Here is a 20,161-nt window from a genome sequence, read left to right on the forward strand (position 1 = left end):
AGCGTGGTGTGCCCCCCGAAGGCAACGGTGTTGATTCGCCGAGTTGATGCGGGCGGGGGCGAAATGGGGATCAGTGGTTTCCTGGGTCGGTGGCCGGTGCTTCGGCAGCTCACCGGCCCCGACCCGTGCGGACTGGGCGCGGCGGTCAGGTCACCCAGGACCGACGCGCTGAGGTCCCGCGTGGCCACCGCCGACCGGGTGGTGAAGTCCGTCTGCCCGTACTGCGCCGTGGGCTGCGGGCAGGACGTCTACGTGCGCGACGAGAAGGTCGTCCAGATCGAGGGCGACCCGGATTCCCCGATCAGCCGGGGCAGGCTCTGCCCCAAGGGCTCGGCGACGCTCCAGCTCACCACCGGCCCCGGCCGCGAGCACGGGGTGCTGTACCGCAGGCCGTACGCCAGCGAGTGGGAGCGGCTCGACCTCGACACCGCCATGGGGATGGTCGCCGACCGGGTGGTGCGCACCCGGCGGGAGACCTGGCAGGAGGAGTGCGACGGCAGGCGGGTGGCCAGGACCATGGGCATCGCCAGCCTCGGCGGCGCCACCCTGGACAACGAGGAGAACTACCTCATCAAGAAGCTGATGACCGGGCTCGGCGTCGTGCAGGTGGAGAACCAGGCCCGGGTTTGCCACAGCTCGACGGTTACCGGTCTCGGCACCTCCTTCGGCCGGGGCGGCTCGACCACGTTCATGCAGGACCTGCAGCACTCCGACTGCATCATCATCGAGGGCTCCAACTTCGCGGAGGCGCACCCGGTCGGCTTCCAGTGGGTGATGGAGGCCAAGCTGCGCGGCGCCACGATCATCCACGTGGACCCGCGCTTCAGCCGTACGAGCGCCCTGGCCGACCTGTACGTGCCGATTCGCGCGGGCACCGACATCGCGTTCCTCGGGGCGATCGTCAACCACGTGCTGACGGAGGGAAAGGACTTCCGCGAGTACGTCCTCAACTACACCAACGCCGCGACCATCGTGTCCGACGACTTCCTGGACAGTGAGGACCTCGACGGCATCTTCTCGGGATGGAACCCCGAGACGCGCACGTACGACGTCACGAGCTGGCAGTACAAGGGGCCGCCGGTGCAGGCGGTCTCGGGCCGGCGGCTGCGCCTGGACGCCTGCCACCTGCCCGGCAGGAGCGAGGCGCACGGCTCGGGCGGCGCCCCGGTGACCCCGCACCCCGAGTGGGACGAGACGCTCACCAACCCCCGCTGCGTCTACCAGATACTCAAGCGGCACTTCGCGCGCTACACCCCCGAGGTCGTCGAGGAGACCTGCGGGATCCCGCGCGAGACCTTCATGAAGGTCTGCGACGCGCTGACCGCCAACTCCGGGCGCGACCGCACCAGCGCCTTCGCGTACGCGGTGGGGTGGACGCAGCACACCGTCGGCACGCAGTACATCCGGACGGCGAGCATCCTGCAGCTGCTGCTGGGCAACATCGGGCGGCCGGGCGGCGGCATCATGGCGCTGCGCGGGCACGCCAGCATCCAGGGCTCCAGCGACATTCCCACGCTCTACAACCTGCTGCCCGGCTACATCCCGATGCCGTACGCGCACACCGACGAGAACCTCGACGAATTCGTGGACGTCATCAGCACCCAGAAGGGCTTCTGGGCCGAGGTCAGGTCGTACATGATCAGCCTGCTCAAGGCGTACTACGGGGACGCGGCCACCGCTGAGAACGACTTCTGCTTCGGGCACCTGCCCCGGCTGACCGGCTCGCACAGCACCTACGACACGGTCATGGCGCAGCTCGAAGGCGTGTGCAAGGGCTACTTCCTGTTCGGCGAGAACCCCGCCGTCGGATCGGCGAACACCCGGCTGCAGCGGCTCGGCATGGCGAACCTGGAATGGTTGGTGGTGCGCGACTTCACGCTCATCGAGTCGGCGACCTGGTGGAAGGACGGCCTGGAGATCCAGAGCGGCGAGCTGCGCACCGACCAGATCGGCACCGAGGTCTTCTTCTTCCCCGCGGCCTCGCACACCGAGAAGAGCGGCACGTTCACCAACACCAACCGGCTGCTCCAGTGGCACAACGAGGCCGTCGTGCCGAGCGGCGACTGCCGCAGTGACCTGTGGTTCGTCTACCACCTCGGGCGGATGGTCAGGGAGCGGCTGGCGGACTCCGCCGCGCCCAGCGACCGCGCGATCCTCGACCTGACCTGGGACTACCCGGTGGAGGGCGAGATCGCCGAGCCGAGCGCCGAGGCGGTGCTCCAGGAGGTCAACGGGTACGGCCCGGACGGGCGCCTGCTGTCGTCCTACACCGAGCTGCGCGGCGACGGGTCGACCTCCTGCGGCTGCTGGATCTACTGCGGGGTGTTCGCGGACGGGGTGAACCAGGCGGCCCGCCGCAAGCCGCACACCGAGCAGAGCTGGGTGTCGCACGAGTGGGGCTGGGCCTGGCCGCTCAACCGGCGCACCCTGTACAACCGCGCCTCGGCCGACCCCGAGGGCAACCCGTGGAGCGCGCGCAAGGCGTACGTCTGGTGGGACGCGGAGCAGGGCCGGTGGACCGGGCACGACATCCCGGACTTCATCGCCGACCGCCCGCCCGGCTACCGGCCGCCGCACGACGCCGTGGGCACCGACGCGCTGTCGGGAATCGACCCGTTCATCATGCAGGGCGACGGCAAGGGCTGGCTGTACGCGCCGGCCGGGCTCATGGACGGGCCGCTGCCGACGCACTACGAGCCGCAGGACACCCCCTGCGACAACCCGCTCTACCGCACGCACCGGAGCAATCCCGCGCGGCTGACGTACGACCGTCCTGGCAACCGCTACCACCCGCCGGGCAGCGAGGTCTATCCGTACGTCGTCACCACCTACCGGCTCACCGAGCACTTCACGGCGGGCGGCATGAGCCGCTGGCTGCCCTACCTCGCCGAGCTCCAGCCGGAGATGTTCTGCGAGATCTCGCCGGCGCTCGCCGAGGAGCGCACGCTGGAGCACGGCGGCTGGGCCACCATCATCACGGCCCGGGGCGCGATCGAGGCGAAGGTCATGGTGACCGACAGGATCCCCTCGCTGCGCATGAACGGCCGCGTCGTCCACCAGATCGGCCTGCCGTACCACTACGGGCCGAACGGCTGCGCCACCGGCGACCCGGCGAACGAGCTGGCGCCCATCGTGCTCGACCCGAACGCCGACATCCAGGAGGACAAGGCGTTCACCGCGGACATCCAGCCAGGACGGCGCCCACGCGGCGCCGGCCTGCCGCGGCTGGTGGAGACGTACCGCCGCCGGGCCGGCATCACCGAGCCCGCCCACCAGGAGGTCTGAGGAGATGACCGTGCGATCGATCCCGGTGGCCACGAGGCTGCCCCAGGTCCAGGAGGAGACCGGCTACGCGGAGCATCCGCCCCGCATGGGGTTCTTCACCGACACCTCCGTGTGCATCGGGTGCAAGGCGTGCGAGGTGGCCTGCAAGGAGTGGAACCAGCTCCCGGCGGACCCGCCGTTCGAGTTCACCGGCCTGTCCTTCGACAACACCGAGCAGCTTTCGGGGTCCACCTATCGGCACGTCGCCTTCATCGAGCAGCGCAAGCCCATCAAGAAGCCCGCCGGCGCCGGCGACCAGGGCGCCGGCGACCTGCGCTGGCTGATGGCCTCCGACGTGTGCAAGCACTGCACCGACGCCGCCTGCCTCGACGTCTGCCCGACCGGCTCGCTCTTCCGCACGGAGTTCGGCACCGTGGTCGTGCAGCAGGACATCTGCAACGGCTGCGGCTACTGCGTGTCCGCCTGCCCGTACGGCGTGATCGACAAGCGCGAGGGCGACGGCCGGGTGTTCAAGTGCACCATGTGCTACGACCGGCTGGTCGACGACCTCACCCCCGCCTGCGCCAAGGCCTGCCCCACCGAGTCCATCCAGTACGGGCCGCTGGACGAACTGCTGCAGCGCGCCGCCACCCGTGTCCAGGAGCTGCGCCAGGACGGCGTCGCCGACGCCCGCCTCTACGGTCACGACCCCGAGGACGGGGTCCGGGGCAACGGCGCCTTCTTCCTGCTGCTCGACGAGCCCGAGGTGTACGGCCTGCCCCCGGCCCCGAAGGACACGACGCGCGACCTCGACTCGATGTGGCGGCACGCGGCCGTCGCCGCGCTGACCCTGGCCTGCGGTGTCGCCACCGCCTTCGCCGTTGGACCCCGATGAGCCGCGCCCGGACGCGGCAAGGAGAGTGAAATGACCACGCGAGGCCGTGTTGATGGCCAGGCGACGCGGATGGCGGACGAGTTCGTCTCGTACTACAACCGCCCGATCCTGAAGGCGCCGACCTGGCGCGAGGCGAACATCGGCGGCTACCTCTACCTGGGAGGCCTGGCCGGGGCCTCGTCGGTGTTCGCCGCCGGAGGCCAGCTCACCGGGCGTCCGGGGCTCGCGCGGGCCGGCAAGGTCGCCGCGCTCGCCGGGATCACGCTGTCGATGGTTCTGCTCGTCGAGGATCTCGGACGGCCCGCGCGCTTCCTGCACATGCTCCGCACCTTCAAGCCCACCTCGCCGATGAACGTCGGCTCGTGGCTGCTGGCCGCGTACGCGCCGCTGGTCGGGATCAGCATGCTCCCCGACGTCACCGGGCGGTTCCCGCTCGCCGGTCGCGCGGCGTGCTACGGGGCCGCGGTGATCGGCCCGGCGATCACGACGTACACGGCCGTGCTGGTGAGCGACACCGCCGTGCCCGCCTGGCACGAGGGCTACCGGGAGATGCCGTTCCTGTTCGCCGGCTCGGCCACGGCCACGGCGGCGGGCGCCGCCATGATCGCGGCGCCGTCCTCGGAGAACGCCCCCGCGCGCCGCGCCGCCGTCTTCGGCACCGCGCTGGAGTTGGCCGCTGGGCGGCTGATGCGCCGCCGCATCGGCATGATCGCCGAGTCCTACGAGCGTGGACGCGCGGGCACCCTGCTGCGCGCGGGAGAGGCGCTGGCCGTGGCGGGGGCGACCGGGGCGGTGCTGGCCGGGCGGAGGCGCTCCGTCGCCGTGCTCTCGGGGATGGCTCTCATGGCCGCGTCGGCCTGCGTACGTCTCGGCGTGTTCTCCGCGGGGGTCGCCTCGGCCAAGGACCCCCGCTACACCGTCGTCCCCCAGCGCGCCCGCGCCGCTGCGGTGACGGCCGGGCGCTCGTGAGCGGTCGGCGGACGCGAAGGCCCTGGGCCGTCCGTGTCGGGCGGCCCAGGGCGGGGTGGAGGCTACTTGGTGGCGGGCCAGTCGACCCTGTCGACGGTGTCGTTGGTGGCCGCCGGCTCCTCGAGGGAGCGCCCCTTCCTCAGCGAGCGGCTGAGCGCGGGCGGGTCGATGTTGATGAGCTTCGCCTTGTAGTCGGTGTTGTTGACCCAGGAGGAGATGTTGTTGGCCGCGCTGGGTCGCCCGGCCACGCCGCCGGCCATGGGCAGCTTGCTGAGGTCCACCTGGTGGCCCGCTCCGATGCCGTAGGCCGGACCCTTGTGGCCGTAGTCGCGGTAGAGGCACAGTGTCTTCGCCGGGCACTGCTCGCCGTCGGTCAGCTTGACCACGCCCGGAGGCAGCGGCGTTTCCGTGACGGGAGCCAGCGGTGTGTCGGTGACGGGAGTTTCGTCAACCGGTGCGGCCATGGCCGACGCGGCCGGGAGCGAGAACGCGGTAACGGCCGCGAAGGCAGCCGTTCCCAAACTGATCACGACACGATTGGTCACGATTTCTCCCCTGCTATCGAATGACGTCGGTCCGACCGGGCCGCTGCGTCTGAAGGGATGTCCCTCCGGGCCGGGCCGGCCGTTCCTCATGCGTCAGCCATTAGACACGGGGAGTATGTGATTGCCCACGAGCGGTGAGCGCGAGCCGCGGATGTTTGCCGCCGCCATCCCCTCAGTTGGCGTGCGCGTGAAGGAGGCGGATGCCCGTTCCGGGCAGATCCCCGCAACTCCGTCAGCGGCGCCAGGCTGGACGGGGCGACCGCCGCCTCAGGGCGGATCCCGCGATGCTTCGGCGCCTGTGTGCGGTAATGCGGCGTGGCGGGTGTTAGTTAATTGTGATTCGATGGCGCTTTTGAAAGATTTTATTTCCTGATATAATGCCAAAATCTGTATGTAGTGTCCTTTGTGTGAATAATGGAGAACCAAGCCAGACCGCGCTCATGGCCGCCGCCGCGCGGGCCGCGCATCTGATCGTCGACGACGAGCCGAGGATCTTCGCCGACACTCTGGCGTACGAGCTGCTGGGAGATCGGGCCGATGAGCTCGTCGGCTACCACCGCGCTCATGGCACGCATGTCATCCTCGCGGGCGCTCGCGCGGCCGCCGTCACCCGGAGCCGCTACACCGAGGACCGCCTGGCCGAGGCGGTCGGCGGGGGCATCCGCCAGTACGTCATCCTCGGCGCGGGCCTCGACTCGTACGCCTACCGGGCGGCCGGCGGCTCGTACGTAGATCATCCGGAGCCGGACGGCCGGGTCCGGGTTCAGGTGTTCGAGGTCGACCATCCGGCCACGCAGCGGTGGAAGATCCGGCTGCTGGAGGACGCGGGGGTCGCGGTACCGGGAACCGTTACCTTCGTCCCCCTCGACTTCGAGACCGAGTCGCTGCTGGACCGTCTCGTCGGCCACGAGTTCGATCCGTCCCGGCCCGCGTTCGTGAGCTGGCTCGGCGTCACGATGTACCTCACCCGTGAGGCCATCGGGCAGACCCTGACCGTGATCGGCGGCTTCGCGCCCGGCACCGAGGTCGTCGCCGACAGCATGCTTCCGGAGGACCTGCGGGACGAGGCGGGTCAGGCGTACGTCGAGGCCGTGATGCCGGTCTCGGCCGGGGGCGGCGAACCCTGGCTGACCTTCCTCGGCCCAGAGGGCATGGCGTCCCTCCTGAAGGCGCACGGCTTCGACGTCGTCGAGCACGCCCGCCAGCGCGACGCCGTCGACGCCTCCTTGTGGGACAGATCCGACGCACTCCGGCCCTATGACCTGTCCCTGCTCACCCACGCGAGGGTGCCGGGGCGCATCCCATCCGGCGGCGCCGTCAGGCGTCCTCGATGAGGATTCCCATGGCGCTCGCCAGGCTGTACACCAGGCCTTGCGCGTCCCGGCTCTTGATGGTCACGCCCCTGAGGCTGGTGACGCCGCCGATCCCCGTCAGCACACAGTCGGCGAAGCGCGCGCCCTCCATCTGGGCGTTGGAGAACTGCGCTCCCGCCAGATCGCAGCGCTCGAACCGGACTCCCCGCAGATCCGCGTTCTGGAAGTTGGCCTCCAGCATGTTGCAGTCACGGAAGACGGTGTTCTTGAAGGTCGAGAACCTGAGCCCCGCCAGGTCGATGCGGCAGTTGTCGAACAGCACGTCCCGGAACCCGCACTCGGACCACGCCAGGCCGGTCAGCCGGCTCGCGGACACCCTGGTGCGGAGCATCGACGACGACCTGGCGGACATGTTCGACAGATCGCACCGCGCCAGCTCCACATCGGAGAAACCGCCCCGGCGCAGCACCGTGCCCGACAAGCGCGTGTCGAGGAACCGGCAGCCCTCGAACTCCGCCGTGTCGGCGTCGCGGAACGACAGGTCTACGTCCTCGTACTCCAGCGACCGGTACGTACCGTCGTCCACGAGGTCGTGCTCGGGCAGCCGCGCGCCGCTCAGAAGGCCCTTCAGTTTGGGCGCCACCGGTTCCTTCGGGGCCTGCCGCTGAGCGCTGGGGGTTCGCGAAGACATGGGCGGCAGCCTACGACCTCTTCCAGAAGCGCCGCGAAGGACGTCTAGGTGTCAGGTGCTCAATAGCGGGTCGGTGATGCCGCCGGGGCAGGCGAGGCGGGGGATGTCCCACTTCGCCAGACGTGCTCCGGCTCGGTAGGCGCTCTCGTAGAACGCGAGTACGGTGGCGCGCGGGTCGGCCTCGGTCCGGGCGTCGGCGTAGGGCAGGACGGCGAGATGGCTGCCGCGTTGCGCGATCCACCGTGCGGCCTCGGGCAGCAGGGGCTCGTTCTCCAGCCTCTCCGGCTCGGGAGCGGTGTAGGAGTAGAAGGCCGCCTCGGGGAAGGAGTCGTCGCCGAACCAGAAGCCGGAGCTGATCACCTCCCGGGAGTACGCCTCGCGGGTCACCGGGTCCGCATCGGGCGGCTGGTCGACGACACGGTCCCCGAATCTGGTGCAGGCGATGTCGAAGGTGTGCCAGAAGTGGTGTACCGGGCTGATCTTGCCTGAGTAGTCGGCGGCGAATTCCTCCAGCACCAGATTCACCTGGCTGAGGACCTGCCAGTAACGGGTGACCATGACCGGGTCATAGGCCGCGTGTTCGGTGTCGTCTTCGAACGGCCGGCCCGAGTCCGGAAGGTCGAACGGGTGCGGTATGTCGATGTGGACCCGCACATCCAGATCGGTCAGTGCCCGCATGGTGTCACGGTAGAAGGACGCCACCGATTGGCCGTACAGCGGGAACGACATCGCTCTGCCGTCCACCGTCGTGATGTGGAGCCGATGCCCGACGAAGTCGAAGTCGATCGTGAAGATGGGGTTGCCGTCGACCTGCCCCATGGGACGTGTGGTCAGACCTCGCCCGGTGAGGTGGAACGGGGCGTTCCACCAGTGGTTGCGCCGGACTCCGGCGGCCAACCGGATCTTTCCGATTACCTGGGCGAACCGGTGCAGCGTGGACTTGGTGTCGCGCCACTCGGCCAGCGGTATCGCTGGAAACAACTCCATGCCACCAATGTTCCCACGTAGATCACATTCAAGAGGGCGAACGCGAGCCTGAGCCGGCAAAGGGTCCGGCATCGGCACCGGAGAGGGGCGGCGGTTGGCGAGGCTCAGCTGGGCTGAGGAGGGGCCTCCGCGCGATGGACGGTGCTGCGGGCCGACGTCCGTACGGATCGCAGCACCGCTGATACGCACACTATGCCCAGGACGCCGCCGAAGGCGATGACTTGGTGTACCGGGAAGAACTCGGCGGCCGTGCCCGCCAGGGTCATGCCGAGGCCCTGGGCCGTCATCAACCCGGCCGTCATCAGCGTCATGGCCCGGCCGCGCAACTCCTCCGGCACGGCGGCGATGAACCACTGGTCCAGGCCGAGGCTGTACGAGATGCCGCATCCGGTGAGGATCTGGCAGACCAGTGCCCAGCCCAGCGAGGGCTCGAACGCGTACCCGAGGGCGGGCAGCATCGCGAGGACGGCGACCGGCATCGTCAGGCGTGCCCTGCCGCGCGGGCCGAGCAGCGAGCCCACCAGGGTCTCGCTCGTGATCGCGCCGATCGGCATGCCGCACATGAGCAGCCCGAGTCCCGCCGGGCTCAGCCTGAGCGAGTCCGCGTACGAGGTGAGAAGGGCCTCCGACACCACCACGAACATCGGCGGCACCCACGACAGCAGGAGCAGCGCGCGGATCCGCCGGTCGGCGAGCAGCAGTCGCATCCCGGAGAGCGAGGCGCCCAGGACCGTCCCGCCGCCCGTCGCAGCCCGCGCCGGCCGGCGGCGGGTGCCGAAACGGAGCAGCACCGCCGAGCCGAGGAACGTCGCCACCGTCAGCGCGAGCACGGTACGCGGCGACGCGACGGCCAGCAGCAGCCCTCCCATGGCGAAGCCAGCCAGTTGCGCGCTCTGCGCGACGATCCGTATCACCGAGCGGCCGAGGACGAACAGGTCACCCCCTCCGAGGATGTCGCCGAGGGTCGAGGCACGCGTGCCGGTGAAGACCGGCGCGACGGCGGCTATCACGCAGCGCAGCACGAGCAGCAGGGCGACGGGCATGCCCGGCAGTAGCATCCCGGCCGCGCACGCGGCGGACACCAGGTCGCAGACGACCAGGACCCGGCGCGCGGGGAAGCGGTCGGCGAGGGACGAAAGGAGAGTGCCGCCGAGGACGTACGGCAGCAGACCGAACGCGAAGGTCAGCGCGCTCAGCAGCGGCGAGCCGGTGAGCCTGTAGACCAGGACGGCCAGGGCGATCTCGCAGACGATGCTCCCCAGCGTGGACATCGCATGCGCGACGAAAACCGCACGGAACTCCGGCGCCACGAACACGGCCCCATAACCGGCGCTCCGCTCCTCGGTGGGTGAAGGGTTCTCGGGGGTGGGAGGGGAGGACATGGCGGCAGCTTGCCCAGGGCACCCGGGCGGCTTCTAGACTTTCGGTCGCAGCCGAATCTTCGGGGGGACCATGCCGCTGCGACTGCGGTTCGGCACCGACGATCTGCTGCGCTGCCGGTTCGCGGTCTCGCCGCTGTGCGAGACCCATGAGGCCGTACGGACCCTGAGACGCCGGGGGCGGCACGGCTACCACCGGCCGTGGCTGCGGAGGATGCGGGAGGCGGTCGCCGGCCTCGACCTTTCGACCCTGTGGCTGTTCATGCCGCGCGGCGGTTACACGCCCGACTTCCTGGGCCCGCCGCCGGGCACCCCGTTCACCTCGCCCGCCTCGTTCGAGGACGAGCTGGCGCTCCTGCGGGCCACCGATCCCGCCGTGGCGCACGAGGAGATGGCCCGCTCGCTGGCCTGCACCCCCGGAGCCGCCGCGTCGCCGCTGGGCAGGGAGATGCTCGATGACCCCGAGCGTGCCGTGCAGAGGCTCGCCGATCTGACGGAACGTGCCTGGCACGCGCTGATCGCCGCGGACTGGCCGCGCCTGCGTTCCCTGCTGGAGGCCGACATCGCCTACCGGTCGCGGCAGTTGGCGGACGGCGGGCTGGAGGGCCTGTTCGCCGACCTGCACCCCGGCCTGCGCTGGTCCGGCGGCACTCTCGCGATCAGTAGCCCGCCCGCGCACCTGGGCGTGTGGGACCTCGGCGGACGGGGTGTGCTGCTGATGCCGAGCATCTTCGTGTGGCCCGACGTAGTGAGCGGTTTCGCCCCGCGCTGGCAGCCCACGGTGATCTATCCGGCGCGCGGCATGGGCGCCCTGTGGCAGCGTCCCGTTCCCGAGGCGCCGGGCGCGCTCGTACGGCTGCTGGGCGCGAACCGGGCCGCGATCCTGAGCGGCCTCGACGAGCCCGCGTCCACCACGGCTCTCGCACACCGGCACGGCCTCGCGCCGTCGTCGGTGTCAGAACACCTGACCGTCCTGCGCCACGCCGGGCTGCTGGCGTCCCGCCGCCGTGGCCACCAGGTGCTGTACGAGCGCACGCCCCTCGGCATGGCACTCGCAACAGGCGAAGCCTGACCGTCAGCCCAGCCCGCCGGCCTTCACACCCTGCAAGAAGGCCCGCCACTCAACCGCCCCGAACATAAGGACCGGCCCACCCGGATCCTTACTGTCCCGCACGGCCCGTCCCCCGCCGCCGAGGTTCGCCACCTCCACGCAATCGTCGTTGTTGGCGCCGCTGCGGGAGCTCTTGTACCAGGTCAGCCCACTGAAGTCTTGATCCATGGCTCTACCCCATTGAGTTGATGCGCGAGTGTCTTCCGTTCGGCGCCACGCCTGATGATCAGCGGAGCTCGTCGGCCTTAACACCCCGGATGAACGCTCGCCACTCGGCGTGAGTGGAGGTCAGGATCGGTCCGTTGGGGTTCTTGCTGTCACGCATGGCTCGGCGGCCACCCGGTAGGCCCGTTACCTCGACGCAGTTGCCAGTCTGGCCGCTGTAGGTGCTTCTACGCCAGCTTGGGCGGGAGAGGTCGGGGCGGTCCATCCCGCGGCTCCTTGTTCGCTCTGTGCTCTAGGCGCGGCCGTCGGCTGCCCGTTTCACCAGAGCTATGGAGTCGTCCGGCGACAGGGCTGTAGCACGCAGCCGTTCAAATGCAATGGTATAGGCGGAAACGTCAGACCGCTCTTCCAGGTACAGATCGCCTGTCAACGTCTCGACATACACCACGCGAGGTTCGGCCGGTTCCGGCAATCCCAGGATGACGAACGAGCCTGATGTGCCCGCGTGAGCCCCGGCACCGAATGGAACGACTTGCAGGGTCGTTTTGCCCTCTTCTGCCGCACTAACCAGATGATGCAGCTGCGCACGCATGATCTCCGGGCCGCCGACTACGCGGCGGACGGCTGCTTCGTCGACCACAACCCATAGCCGAGGCCGATTCTGTCGAGCAAGGATGTGCTGGCGTGTAAGACGTACTTCCACCAGCCGCTCTATTTCGTCGAGGCCAAGTTCTTGTGCTCCACCCTTGGTTACGGCTCGGGCATAGTCGGGTGTCTGGAGCAGTCCGGGGATGGTAACTGGTTCGAAGTTGTGGAGCGAGGTGGCCCCGGCTTCCAGGCCGATGTAGACCTCATATGGGTTGGGCAGCACGTCACGGAAAGAGTGCCACCAGCCCGGCTGACGGGCTTCCCGGGCGAGTTGGATGAGGCCGTCCCGCTCGGCGCCGGTGACGCCGTAGAGGTCGAGAAGCTCTCGTACGCTGCGAGGCTGAGGGCGGGATCGGCCCGTTTCGATGCGAAAGATCGTCGACGGCGACCATTCGAGACGCCGGGCGGTTTCCTCGCGCGTCAATCCAGCGGCCTCGCGGTGCTTGATCAGCTCCACGACCAAGCGCCGCGCCCGCAAGGTCGGGCTTGGACTTTGGACTCCGTTGCCGTAATCGGGCATGCCCCGCTCCTCTGTTCGCACTCTTCCGTACGCACTATTGCATCTGACTTAGAGTTAGTGCATGATTACACGAGGTTGTCATGGCTGGATAGTCCATGGAGGCTGAATGTGAGGTCAGGTCGTGGCTCGTGCGAAAAGTGCTCCGTCGAGGGGACCCTTAGAAGGTAAAGACATGCACGTGTCCTGGCTCAACACATATCGCTGCATAAGCGAAATCTTCTTCATAAAACCTAGCAAAAGGTCGGAGTCCGTCAGGCGCTACGAACACCGGACGGACTCCTTGAAACGGACACTGGAGGTCCGATCCCGTGGTCAACTTTACAAGGGTTATTCGTGTCATCCGGATGCGTTACAGGGCCGAGAGGCCGCCTGCGCCTATGGGGTGCCGGTGGTGTGGTGATTCGCCGTACGCCCACGATGACCGTTGCCTTCCCCACCGGGGGCGGCACGCCTATGAGGCACCGACCGATCGCCAGTTCCGGGCGCGGCTGGCCGAGTGGTGGCGCCTGGGACTCTCGCGCCGCGCTCCCGCGTCGGCTCCCGTACGTCCGCTGAGTGCGATGTCGCAGGTCTCGGTCCCGGATGCCAGGCAGCGCGCTCAGTTCATCGCGTCGCCGGCTGCCGGATCCGCTCCGCCGTACGGGCAGGGCCATCCCCCAGACGTCCGTTGCTTGCCGGGCAGGCGCGAGCCGTACCTGTACGAGCCCTCCACCGCGAGGGCGGCATGACCGGACGGCATCGCAAGGGAGCGGTTACCGCTGCGGTGGTTCCCCGGGAACGGGACGTCGTCCAGCGAGCCGCCGCCACACACCTTGACCAGATCGAGCAGAACTCATCCCCCCGTCTTCGACAAGGAGTTTCAGTGATCGACACTCCGGATGGTCCTCGTACCGTGTGCTGGGACCTGCCCTGTGAACCGGCGGTCGTCGGCAAGGCCCGGAGCATGGTGCGAGACACGTGTCGCGGTTGGGGTGTGCCTCGGGAACTCACCGACGACCTGGTCCTGGTGGTGAGCGAGTTGCTCGGGAACGCGGTCGTGTACGGCGAGCCGCCGGTGAGGCTCTCGCTCTGGGCGACGGCGGAAGGCATCTGCGTGCGGGTCACCGACCACGGCCCCGAAGATCCTCGGCGTCTCCGCCTCAGTCTGGATGCCGTCCACGGCCGGGGCCTCACAATCGTCGAGACGCTCGCGGACCGGTGGGGCGTCGTTCACACGTCAGACGGGACCGGCAAGACAGTGTGGGCGGCCTGGCAATGGCCCTCACGGCGACCGGGCGCGACGCTCGTCACGGGCCTTGAAGCCGTGGACCCGTCAGCGGGGGTCGACGCCGGAGGTGGTCATGACCTCCATGATGTGCCCGTCGGGGTCGTCGAAGTAGACCGCACGTCCACCACGCGAGGTGTTGATCTCCCCGAAGTGCTTGGGCTCGTGGGGCTCGGCGTAGTAGTCGAGGCCCGCCCGCTCGATCCGGTCGAAGATCTGGTCGAACTCGGCTTCGTCGACCTCGAACGCGTAATGGTGCGGGGCGATGTCGGTGACGCCCCTGGTGGCGAAGTCGGCGTCCGCGAAGTCCAGGGTCAGCGACTCCCCGATGCGCACCGGTATGAACGGGCCCATCGGCTCGCCGACAGGTAGGCCGAGGATCCCGGCGAGGAATCCGGCCGAGGCGCGCTTGTCCCGCGCGGGGACGATCGTGTGGTTGAGAGAGATCGCCATGGTTTCTCATCCCCTTACCGGGGCGATCGATGCCCTTCCCTTCACCCACACCCGTTCCCGGCTGGACGGCGGTTATGCCGTTCCCGGCCGCCGCCATGGGGGAACCGTCAGTCGAAGCTGAGCTGCTCGGTGCGGCGGGGCATGAGCAGCAGCGCGCCCACGCTGAGCACGGCGACCACGACGAGCGCGAGGAAGACGTTGTGGCTCGCGTCGTACAGCGCCTTGCGTACGAAGACGGCCGTGGCCGACTGTGCGGCGGACCCCTGGGCGCCGAGTACGAGGCTCGTGGCGTCGACGCTGTTGGGCAGCTTGCCGGCCAGTGACGCCGGCGGGTGGGCGAAGCGGTCGGCGAGCGTGGCGTTGGAGATCGCCCCGAGGACCGCCGCCCCCACCGCGCTACCGATGGAACGGCAGAACATGTTGGTCGCCGTGACGACGCCCCGGCGCTCCCATCCGACGACCGACTGGATGGCGACCATCGTGGGGCTGGACGCCAGTCCGAGACCGGCGCCGACGACGAAGCACGCTCCCGCGACCATCCACACCTTCGCGTTCTGGCCCAGCAGGGCGCACAGGACGGCGCCCGCCACGACCAGGACGCTGCCGATGAGCGCCGTGTCGCGGAACCCGATGCGCATGTAGAGGCGTCCCGACAGGGTCGCGGCCAGGGGCCAGCCGACGGTGAGCGCGGCCAGGGCGAACCCGGCCACCAGAGCTCCGGTGCCGAGGACGCCCTCCGCGAAGGTCGGGACGTACGAGCTGAGGCCGATCATGAGCGCGCCGACGCCCAGCCCGACGAGGTTGCCTCCCGTGAGCGTGCGGTGGCGGAACACCCAGAGCGGCAGGATGGGTTCGGCCGCCCTGCGCTCCACGATGACGAACGCGGCCACCAGGACGGCGCCCACCGCGAAGATGACCAGGCTCGGCACCGAGGCCCAGCCCCAGGCCACCCCGCCTTCGAGCAGGCCGAGGATGAGCAGGGACGAGCCGGCGGTGAGCAGCGTGGCCCCGGCGTAGTCGATCTGGTGGGAGCTGTGCATCACCCGCTCCTTGAACCGGCGGGCGAGCATCCAGGCCGCGATGGCGCCGAGCGGCAGATTGATGAAGAAGATCCAGCGCCACGAGACGTACTCGGAGAACAGGCCGCCGAGCGTGGGCCCGATCACGGCGGAGATGCCCCAGACGCTCGCCACGTAGCCCTGCACGCGGGCGCGCTCCTCGACGGAGTACAGGTCGCCGACCATCGTGATGCTCATGGGCTGCACGGCCCCGGCGCCGATGCCCTGCAAGGCGCGGAAGATGATGAGCGCGGGCATGCTCCACGCGACGCCGCACAGCACCGAGCCGAGCAGGAACACCGCGATGCCGAAGAACATGACCGGCTTGCGACCGAAGATGTCCGCCAGCTTGCCGTAGATCGGGACCGTCACCGCCTGGGTGAGCAGGTAGATGGAGAACAGCCAGGGGAACTGCGAGAAGCCGCCGAGGTCGCTGACCACAGATGGAACGGCCGTCGCGATGATGGTGCTGTCGAGTGCCACCAGCCCCGTACAGAGCATGATGGCCGCGAGCACCGGGCCGCGTTCCGACTTGAGGCCGATGCCTTTCGGGCTCGCTACGGTCGTCACCGGGGCGTTCTCCTTGCGCGTCGTGGACGAGGCCGGACTCACCCCGCTGGCCGCGCGGCCGTCCCCGGGAGTACGCAACGGCTCCCTCACGCTTCTCATTCCCCCTCAATCGCGACAATCTACGTGAGACATCCACATTCGCGCTGAGTAGCCGCACACAACGGAGAAGGGCACGGCCACCGGGCCGCACCCTTCTCGGTCACGCGCTACGGGTCAGCAGCTCAGGTTGTTACCGGGGGAGACGCCCAGGATCTGCGTGAACCTCTGGTAGGCGGAGACGCGGCTCTGCACCTGCGCGGGGTTCCTCCCGTCGCACTCCAGGGAGCCGTTGATGCTGCGGATGGTCTGGCCGAAGCCGTACCCGTTGACCATCGCGTTGTGCGCGGTCATCGTGCCCGGCCCGTTCTGCGACATCCAGTACCAGATGCCGGTCTTCCAGGCCACCGAGGCGTCGGTCTGCACCAGGTTCGGGTTGTTGAGCAGGTTGATGCCGAGGGCGTCGCCCGCGGCCTTGTAGTTGAAGTTCCAGCTCAGCTGGATCGGACCGCGACCGTAGTACGCGGCCTGCCCCGCCGGGCAACCGTAGGGCTGGCTCGTGTCGCAGTAGTGGGGGTAGTTCGCGGTGTTCTGCTCGACGATGTAGACCAGCCCACCGGTCTCATGGTTGACGTTGGCCAGGAAGGCCGCCGCCTCCTGCTTCTTGACGGTGTCGCTGCCCGTCGTCGCGAACGCGGGGTACGCGCTCAGCGCGGCGACCAGGCCGCTGTAGGTGTAGAAGGAGTTCCGGCTCGGGAACATCTGGTTGAACTGGGCCTCGCTCACCACGAACCCGCCCGTGGGCGGCGGCGTCGAACCGCCGCCACTGCAGGTGTACGGGTCCCAGTACCACGTGCTGATGGTCGGGTCGTACCCGGGATTGTCGTGCGTGGCCCGGTAGTACTGGCCGTTGGTGTACTTCACGATGTCGCCGGTGACGTACGTCCGGCCGGCGACCCAGTTCGGGTAGCTGCACGAGCCGGAGGGAGGGGGCGTGCTCCCGCCGGAGCAGGTGCCCTGGTCGGCCCAGACGTCGGCGTTGCCCGGGACCTCGTTCTGCGTCCACCACTTCGCGGACCAGTTGTGCGCGTTGTAGGAGGCGGTCATCCCGCCGGTGTACACCGCCGACGAACTCCACGGGGTCGCGCAGGCCGCCGCGGACGCGGGCGCCACGGGCAGGACCACCGCCAGCGCCCCCGCGATCGCCACAGCGGCTAGGGACGCCATGATGCGCAGTCTCGACACTTCTTCGCTCCTTCGTGCGGCACGGATCCGCACACGATGGATGAACAGGACTGATCCCGCGCAACGACCCCGCCCGGTACCTCGGTACTCCGAGGTAGTCCTCCACAGGTCTCTGGCAAATCAACACGATCTTCTAACAACAGTCAAGACCTAAAAAAGACCGAGTCATTCCGAAATATCGCCTCAGTCGACCGCCGGGGAGGAACCGCGGTCCGCCCGGTCAGGAAGTCTTCTTCCTCTTCTTCTTGGGCGGCGCGCACACATGGTCGGCCATGTACTTCTGCCACTCGACCGAGTACGCGCCGCGTCCGTTGTGCGTCGTGTAGTAGGAGGGATGGTCATCCGCTGTCTGCGGCTCCGGCCGGAGGTCGACCGCCAACTCTCCCCACCACTGCCTGACCCGCACCGGAACCGGCCAGAGGCCTGCGGGCACCGCGCGGCAGTCGGTCACCATGTAGAAGAGCCGCAACGAGAAAGACTTGCCCGGTCTTATCGTCTTGGGGAACCCGGTGGTGGGCGGATTGTCCTCCGGGGTCGACTCGGCCAGGTCGCCCGGCCGGAACATCTGCGCCGCCACCAACTGAAGCCCCGGGCCGCTCCGGCCGGCTTCCAGGAGCACCACCTCGCGTTCCCCGAACCGCCGTCCACACCTCGTCGCTGACGTACAACTCCGTCCCCTCCAGAAGGCGTGGCGCTAAATTGATCACCTAACCCCAGAAAGGGGATATGTCATGATCGCATCGGTGCTGGTGGCCGTGGTGGAAATCGGGGCCGTGGCCGCGATCGTGGCAAGTCAGTGTGGCCCAGTGAAACGGAAACGGCTGGAGAGGTTCGCCGCTCTCCATGATCTCGACATCACCCTGGGCAACGGCGCCATGGTGATCAGCTATCTCCGTACGACCCGCCGCTGGCGAGCCGCCGGGTTCTTGACAGGCCTCGCGGTGTATCTCCTGGTCAAGGTCGTTCGAGGCGAGATCAGTCTCGGGATCGGGTTCGATTATCCGTTCCTCGGCTGGTACACGGGAGCAGTGATCGCGGAGCTCCGGCTGCGGCGGCCTCACGGCGGTGACCGCCGCCCGCCGGCGTTGCTGTCCATGCCCGCACAGTTCCTGTCAATCCTGGCGGTCGCCGGCTGGGTGTTCGTACTCCTGTCGGCTGTCACCGATGGCATCCAGGAAACAGTCACCCTGGTTCTCGCCGCCGCGGTCGCGCTCCTGAGCGTTCTCATCCAGCTCAAGTTGGCACGCGGTCCCGTGCCCGGCGCGGATGACGACGTCATCCGTGCCGGTCTCGCGATGCGGTCGCGCTCGCTTCACGTGCTGGCCGTGGGAGCGCCAGTCTTCCTGGCCTGCGCGGTCACGAAGGCCATATCGTCAGCCGGACCGGCACAGCCGGACACGGCCCAGATCAGCATCCACCTGGATCTCTACGGTCTCTTCTTGGTGCTCCTCGTCGTCGTGGTCTGGAAGGTCGCTACCCGCCCGCACCCGATCCGGCTCCACGAAGCGAGCGCCGTCTAGCGGTTCTCTGGTCGACTCTGATGCCTCCACGCGGTGATGAGTTCCTCTGGGCCGTAGAGAGCGGTGAGTCCGTCGCACGTCGCGCCGCTTCGGGACGCGGCGACCAATGGGAGTGTGCGATCGGTCAGCGCGGCCCGGTGCCGGACCAGTTCCTGGAGGTCGTGATCGTCGAAGGCGCTCTCCAGCCACTTGATCGATCCGGCGAAGCGAAGTTCCTTGGCGATGGGGGCGCGGTCCGCTCCGACGATGTCGATCTCGACGTCGTTGCTCCGTGTCCAGTAGGAGCCGATCGCCTCGGCGGAGGGAAGCCGTCCATCGGGTACCAACCGGGCCAGCGCCTCGCGTACCAATGGCTCGACCGCCCTTCCGCGCCAACTGCTCCAGCCCGCTGCGATCCGCCGTAGCGTGAGGTCACCCCGGCGTCGCTCGATCTCCGGCATGTGCGGCCGCAGGAAGTAGAGCCAGAAGCGAAGGTAGGGATCGGTGATCCGGTATCGGCGTTCCTTCGATGGGCGGGTGCTCAGCGGGAGCTCCGAGGACACGATGCCTTTGGCCGTGAGGAGGTCCGCCGCGCGGGTGAGGGTGGAGTGGGAGATGCCTCCCGCGGCCCGCGCGATGTTGACGAAGGTGCGCTCCCCGCTGCCGATGGCCTCCAGCACTTCCCTTGCCATGGCCTGTCCTGGGAACTCCGCGGCCAGCGTCCTCTCTCCTGAGACGAGCAGGGCCGATACCGGGTTGGTCAGCGCATCATGCAGGAATTCCCACACCGACGTTCCTGGTGCCCATTCGGCGCACACCAGAGGGAGGCCACCGGTGACGAGAGCCGCGTCGAAGGCCGTCTTGGCGTCCAGATCGAGCATCCGCTGGATCTCGGCAGGATTGAGAGGCCTGATCACCATCTCGGTGCCCCGCTGATGGAACGGCCTCTCGTAGCTGTTGAGCGCCTCCATCATCGACATGTCCGAGCCGATGAGGATCAGCAGAACGGGCTTGCGGCTCAGGAAGCGGTCCCAGGCCCGCTGGAGCAACCCTTCGAAGGCATCGACGCGCTCCATGAGGTAGGGGACCTCGTCGATCACCACCACCGATGGTGAATCGTCGGGGATCGCGTCCGCCAGCAGTTGGAGCGCACTGTTCCAGTTGGCCGGCGGGGTCCGGACGAAGAGTTCACGGTGAGGAAGGTCGGAGGACGCGACGTCGTCGAGCAGTTGCCGCAACTCCTGCTCGGCGCTCGCGCGCGCGGCGGTGAAGTACAGAGACGCCAGGCCGCTGCGGGTCACGAACTCCTCCGCCAGGGCGGACTTGCCGATCCGCCTTCGCCCGCGCATGAGCACGCACCGCCCCGGCCGGAGATCGCCGGCGGCCGAGGTCACCCGGTCGAGCAACCCCTGCAGCGCCGCAAGCTCCGCCTCCCGGCCGACGAACCCGCTCACATGCATCTCCTAGCGATAGTATCGCTGCCGATAGTATCGCGAGCAGTACAGGGCATGCCGATTTCATGGTCCGGCGAGCGGAGGGCGTTCGTCGT

General features: G+C 68.7%; 18 protein-coding genes and 1 pseudogene. 7 read left to right on the plus strand and 12 right to left on the minus strand.

Going from position 1 to position 20,161, the window contains the following annotated elements; translation table 11 throughout:
- Positions 1-63: 63 nt before the first annotated feature.
- The 3 genes from fdh (at position 64) to nrfD (ending at position 5,128) form a co-directional block, all read left to right on the plus strand.
- Positions 64-3,285, plus strand: coding sequence for a formate dehydrogenase (gene fdh, locus ACOZ38_RS01445; RefSeq protein ID WP_424528185.1), 3,222 nt, complete (start codon positions 64-66; stop codon positions 3,283-3,285).
- Positions 3,286-3,370: 85 nt separating this feature from the next.
- A complete protein-coding gene (locus ACOZ38_RS01450) occupies positions 3,371-4,159 on the plus strand; it encodes a 4Fe-4S dicluster domain-containing protein (protein ID WP_424536941.1) in 789 nt (262 codons plus the stop codon).
- Positions 4,160-4,189: 30 nt separating this feature from the next.
- Positions 4,190-5,128, plus strand: coding sequence for an NrfD/PsrC family molybdoenzyme membrane anchor subunit (gene nrfD, locus ACOZ38_RS01455; RefSeq protein WP_424528187.1), 939 nt, complete (start codon positions 4,190-4,192; stop codon positions 5,126-5,128).
- A gap of 62 nt (positions 5,129-5,190) precedes the next feature.
- Here nrfD and ACOZ38_RS01460 read toward each other — a convergent pair whose 3' ends face one another.
- On the minus strand, positions 5,191-5,673 hold the full coding sequence (locus ACOZ38_RS01460) for a peptidase inhibitor family I36 protein (protein ID WP_424528189.1): 483 nt from the start codon (positions 5,671-5,673) through the stop codon (positions 5,191-5,193).
- Between the two features lie 407 nt (positions 5,674-6,080).
- Between ACOZ38_RS01460 and ACOZ38_RS01465 the strand changes: the two genes are divergently transcribed.
- Positions 6,081-7,007: a class I SAM-dependent methyltransferase gene (locus ACOZ38_RS01465; RefSeq protein WP_424528191.1), complete on the plus strand. Its 927-nt coding sequence runs from the start codon at positions 6,081-6,083 to the stop codon at positions 7,005-7,007.
- Here ACOZ38_RS01465 and ACOZ38_RS01470 read toward each other — a convergent pair.
- The 3 genes from ACOZ38_RS01470 to ACOZ38_RS01480 all read right to left on the minus strand — a co-directional run bounded on the left by ACOZ38_RS01470 (position 6,991) and on the right by ACOZ38_RS01480 (position 10,046).
- Entirely contained in the window at positions 6,991-7,677 is a 687-nt protein-coding gene (locus tag ACOZ38_RS01470; RefSeq protein WP_424528193.1) for a pentapeptide repeat-containing protein, read from the minus strand. The two genes, ACOZ38_RS01465 and ACOZ38_RS01470, sit on opposite strands and share 17 nt — an antisense overlap.
- 51 nt (positions 7,678-7,728) lie before the next feature.
- Positions 7,729-8,664, minus strand: coding sequence for a DUF5996 family protein (locus ACOZ38_RS01475; RefSeq protein WP_424528195.1), 936 nt, complete (start codon positions 8,662-8,664; stop codon positions 7,729-7,731).
- 104 nt (positions 8,665-8,768) lie between these two features.
- On the minus strand, positions 8,769-10,046 hold the full coding sequence (locus tag ACOZ38_RS01480) for an MFS transporter (protein ID WP_424528197.1): 1,278 nt from the start codon (positions 10,044-10,046) through the stop codon (positions 8,769-8,771).
- A 70-nt stretch (positions 10,047-10,116) separates the two neighbouring features.
- On the opposite strand from ACOZ38_RS01480, the gene ACOZ38_RS01485 reads away from it, so the two are divergent.
- A complete protein-coding gene (locus ACOZ38_RS01485) occupies positions 10,117-11,115 on the plus strand; it encodes a DUF5937 family protein (protein WP_424528199.1) in 999 nt (332 codons plus the stop codon).
- 3 nt (positions 11,116-11,118) lie between these two features.
- Here ACOZ38_RS01485 and ACOZ38_RS01490 read toward each other — a convergent pair whose 3' ends face one another.
- The 3 genes from ACOZ38_RS01490 to ACOZ38_RS01500 are packed head-to-tail and all read right to left on the minus strand — an operon-like array spanning position 11,119 to position 12,487.
- The gene (locus ACOZ38_RS01490) at positions 11,119-11,322 is read right to left on the minus strand and encodes a DUF397 domain-containing protein (protein ID WP_424528201.1); all 204 of its coding nucleotides are present in this window, start codon (positions 11,320-11,322) and stop codon (positions 11,119-11,121) included.
- A gap of 58 nt (positions 11,323-11,380) precedes the next feature.
- Entirely contained in the window at positions 11,381-11,584 is a 204-nt protein-coding gene (locus tag ACOZ38_RS01495) for a DUF397 domain-containing protein (RefSeq protein ID WP_424528203.1), read from the minus strand.
- A gap of 27 nt (positions 11,585-11,611) precedes the next feature.
- Entirely contained in the window at positions 11,612-12,487 is an 876-nt protein-coding gene (locus tag ACOZ38_RS01500) for a helix-turn-helix domain-containing protein (RefSeq protein WP_424528205.1), read from the minus strand.
- Positions 12,488-13,211: 724 nt separating this feature from the next.
- On the opposite strand from ACOZ38_RS01500, the pseudogene ACOZ38_RS01505 reads away from it, so the two are divergent.
- Positions 13,212-13,727 (plus strand): annotated as a pseudogene (locus ACOZ38_RS01505) (ATP-binding protein); the annotation flags it as partial.
- A gap of 72 nt (positions 13,728-13,799) precedes the next feature.
- Here ACOZ38_RS01505 and ACOZ38_RS01510 read toward each other — a convergent pair.
- The 4 genes from ACOZ38_RS01510 to ACOZ38_RS01525 form a co-directional block, all read right to left on the minus strand.
- Positions 13,800-14,204 (minus strand): VOC family protein, encoded by a 405-nt coding sequence (locus tag ACOZ38_RS01510; RefSeq protein ID WP_424528207.1) that lies wholly within the window; start codon positions 14,202-14,204, stop codon positions 13,800-13,802.
- A 107-nt stretch (positions 14,205-14,311) separates the two neighbouring features.
- Positions 14,312-15,832: an MDR family MFS transporter gene (locus ACOZ38_RS01515; RefSeq protein ID WP_424528209.1), complete on the minus strand. Its 1,521-nt coding sequence runs from the start codon at positions 15,830-15,832 to the stop codon at positions 14,312-14,314.
- Positions 15,833-16,045: 213 nt separating this feature from the next.
- Positions 16,046-17,113, minus strand: coding sequence for a glycoside hydrolase family 19 protein (locus ACOZ38_RS01520; RefSeq protein ID WP_424528211.1), 1,068 nt, complete (start codon positions 17,111-17,113; stop codon positions 16,046-16,048).
- Between the two features lie 220 nt (positions 17,114-17,333).
- Positions 17,334-17,735, minus strand: coding sequence for a hypothetical protein (locus ACOZ38_RS01525; RefSeq protein ID WP_424528213.1), 402 nt, complete (start codon positions 17,733-17,735; stop codon positions 17,334-17,336).
- Between the two features lie 121 nt (positions 17,736-17,856).
- On the opposite strand from ACOZ38_RS01525, the gene ACOZ38_RS01530 reads away from it, so the two are divergent.
- Complete coding sequence (locus ACOZ38_RS01530) at positions 17,857-18,633, plus strand: hypothetical protein (protein ID WP_424528215.1); 777 nt, start codon at positions 17,857-17,859, stop codon at positions 18,631-18,633.
- On the opposite strand, the gene ACOZ38_RS01535 is transcribed toward ACOZ38_RS01530, so the two are convergent.
- Positions 18,630-20,066 (minus strand): ATP-binding protein, encoded by a 1,437-nt coding sequence (locus ACOZ38_RS01535; RefSeq protein WP_424528217.1) that lies wholly within the window; start codon positions 20,064-20,066, stop codon positions 18,630-18,632. The two genes, ACOZ38_RS01530 and ACOZ38_RS01535, sit on opposite strands and share 4 nt — an antisense overlap.
- Between the last annotated feature and the right edge of the window lie 95 nt (positions 20,067-20,161).

The organism is Sphaerisporangium viridialbum (genome assembly GCF_049674955.1).
GTDB classification, from domain to species: Bacteria; Actinomycetota; Actinomycetes; order Streptosporangiales; family Streptosporangiaceae; genus Sphaerisporangium; species Sphaerisporangium viridialbum.

Coding starts and splice junctions, on each gene's coding strand:
- ACOZ38_RS01510 (WP_424528207.1), bottom strand. CDS start 14,204: ATGGCGATCTCTCTCAACCACACGATCGTCCCCGCGCGGGACAAGCGC.
- ACOZ38_RS01490 (WP_424528201.1), bottom strand. CDS start 11,322: ATGGATCAAGACTTCAGTGGGCTGACCTGGTACAAGAGCTCCCGCAGC.
- ACOZ38_RS01485 (WP_424528199.1), top strand. CDS start 10,117: ATGCCGCTGCGACTGCGGTTCGGCACCGACGATCTGCTGCGCTGCCGG.
- ACOZ38_RS01495 (WP_424528203.1), bottom strand. CDS start 11,584: ATGGACCGCCCCGACCTCTCCCGCCCAAGCTGGCGTAGAAGCACCTAC.
- ACOZ38_RS01450 (WP_424536941.1), top strand. CDS start 3,371: ATGGGGTTCTTCACCGACACCTCCGTGTGCATCGGGTGCAAGGCGTGC.
- nrfD (WP_424528187.1), top strand. CDS start 4,190: ATGACCACGCGAGGCCGTGTTGATGGCCAGGCGACGCGGATGGCGGAC.
- ACOZ38_RS01470 (WP_424528193.1), bottom strand. CDS start 7,677: ATGTCTTCGCGAACCCCCAGCGCTCAGCGGCAGGCCCCGAAGGAACCG.
- fdh (WP_424528185.1), top strand. CDS start 64: ATGGGGATCAGTGGTTTCCTGGGTCGGTGGCCGGTGCTTCGGCAGCTC.
- ACOZ38_RS01500 (WP_424528205.1), bottom strand. CDS start 12,487: ATGCCCGATTACGGCAACGGAGTCCAAAGTCCAAGCCCGACCTTGCGG.
- ACOZ38_RS01480 (WP_424528197.1), bottom strand. CDS start 10,046: ATGTCCTCCCCTCCCACCCCCGAGAACCCTTCACCCACCGAGGAGCGG.
- ACOZ38_RS01475 (WP_424528195.1), bottom strand. CDS start 8,664: ATGGAGTTGTTTCCAGCGATACCGCTGGCCGAGTGGCGCGACACCAAG.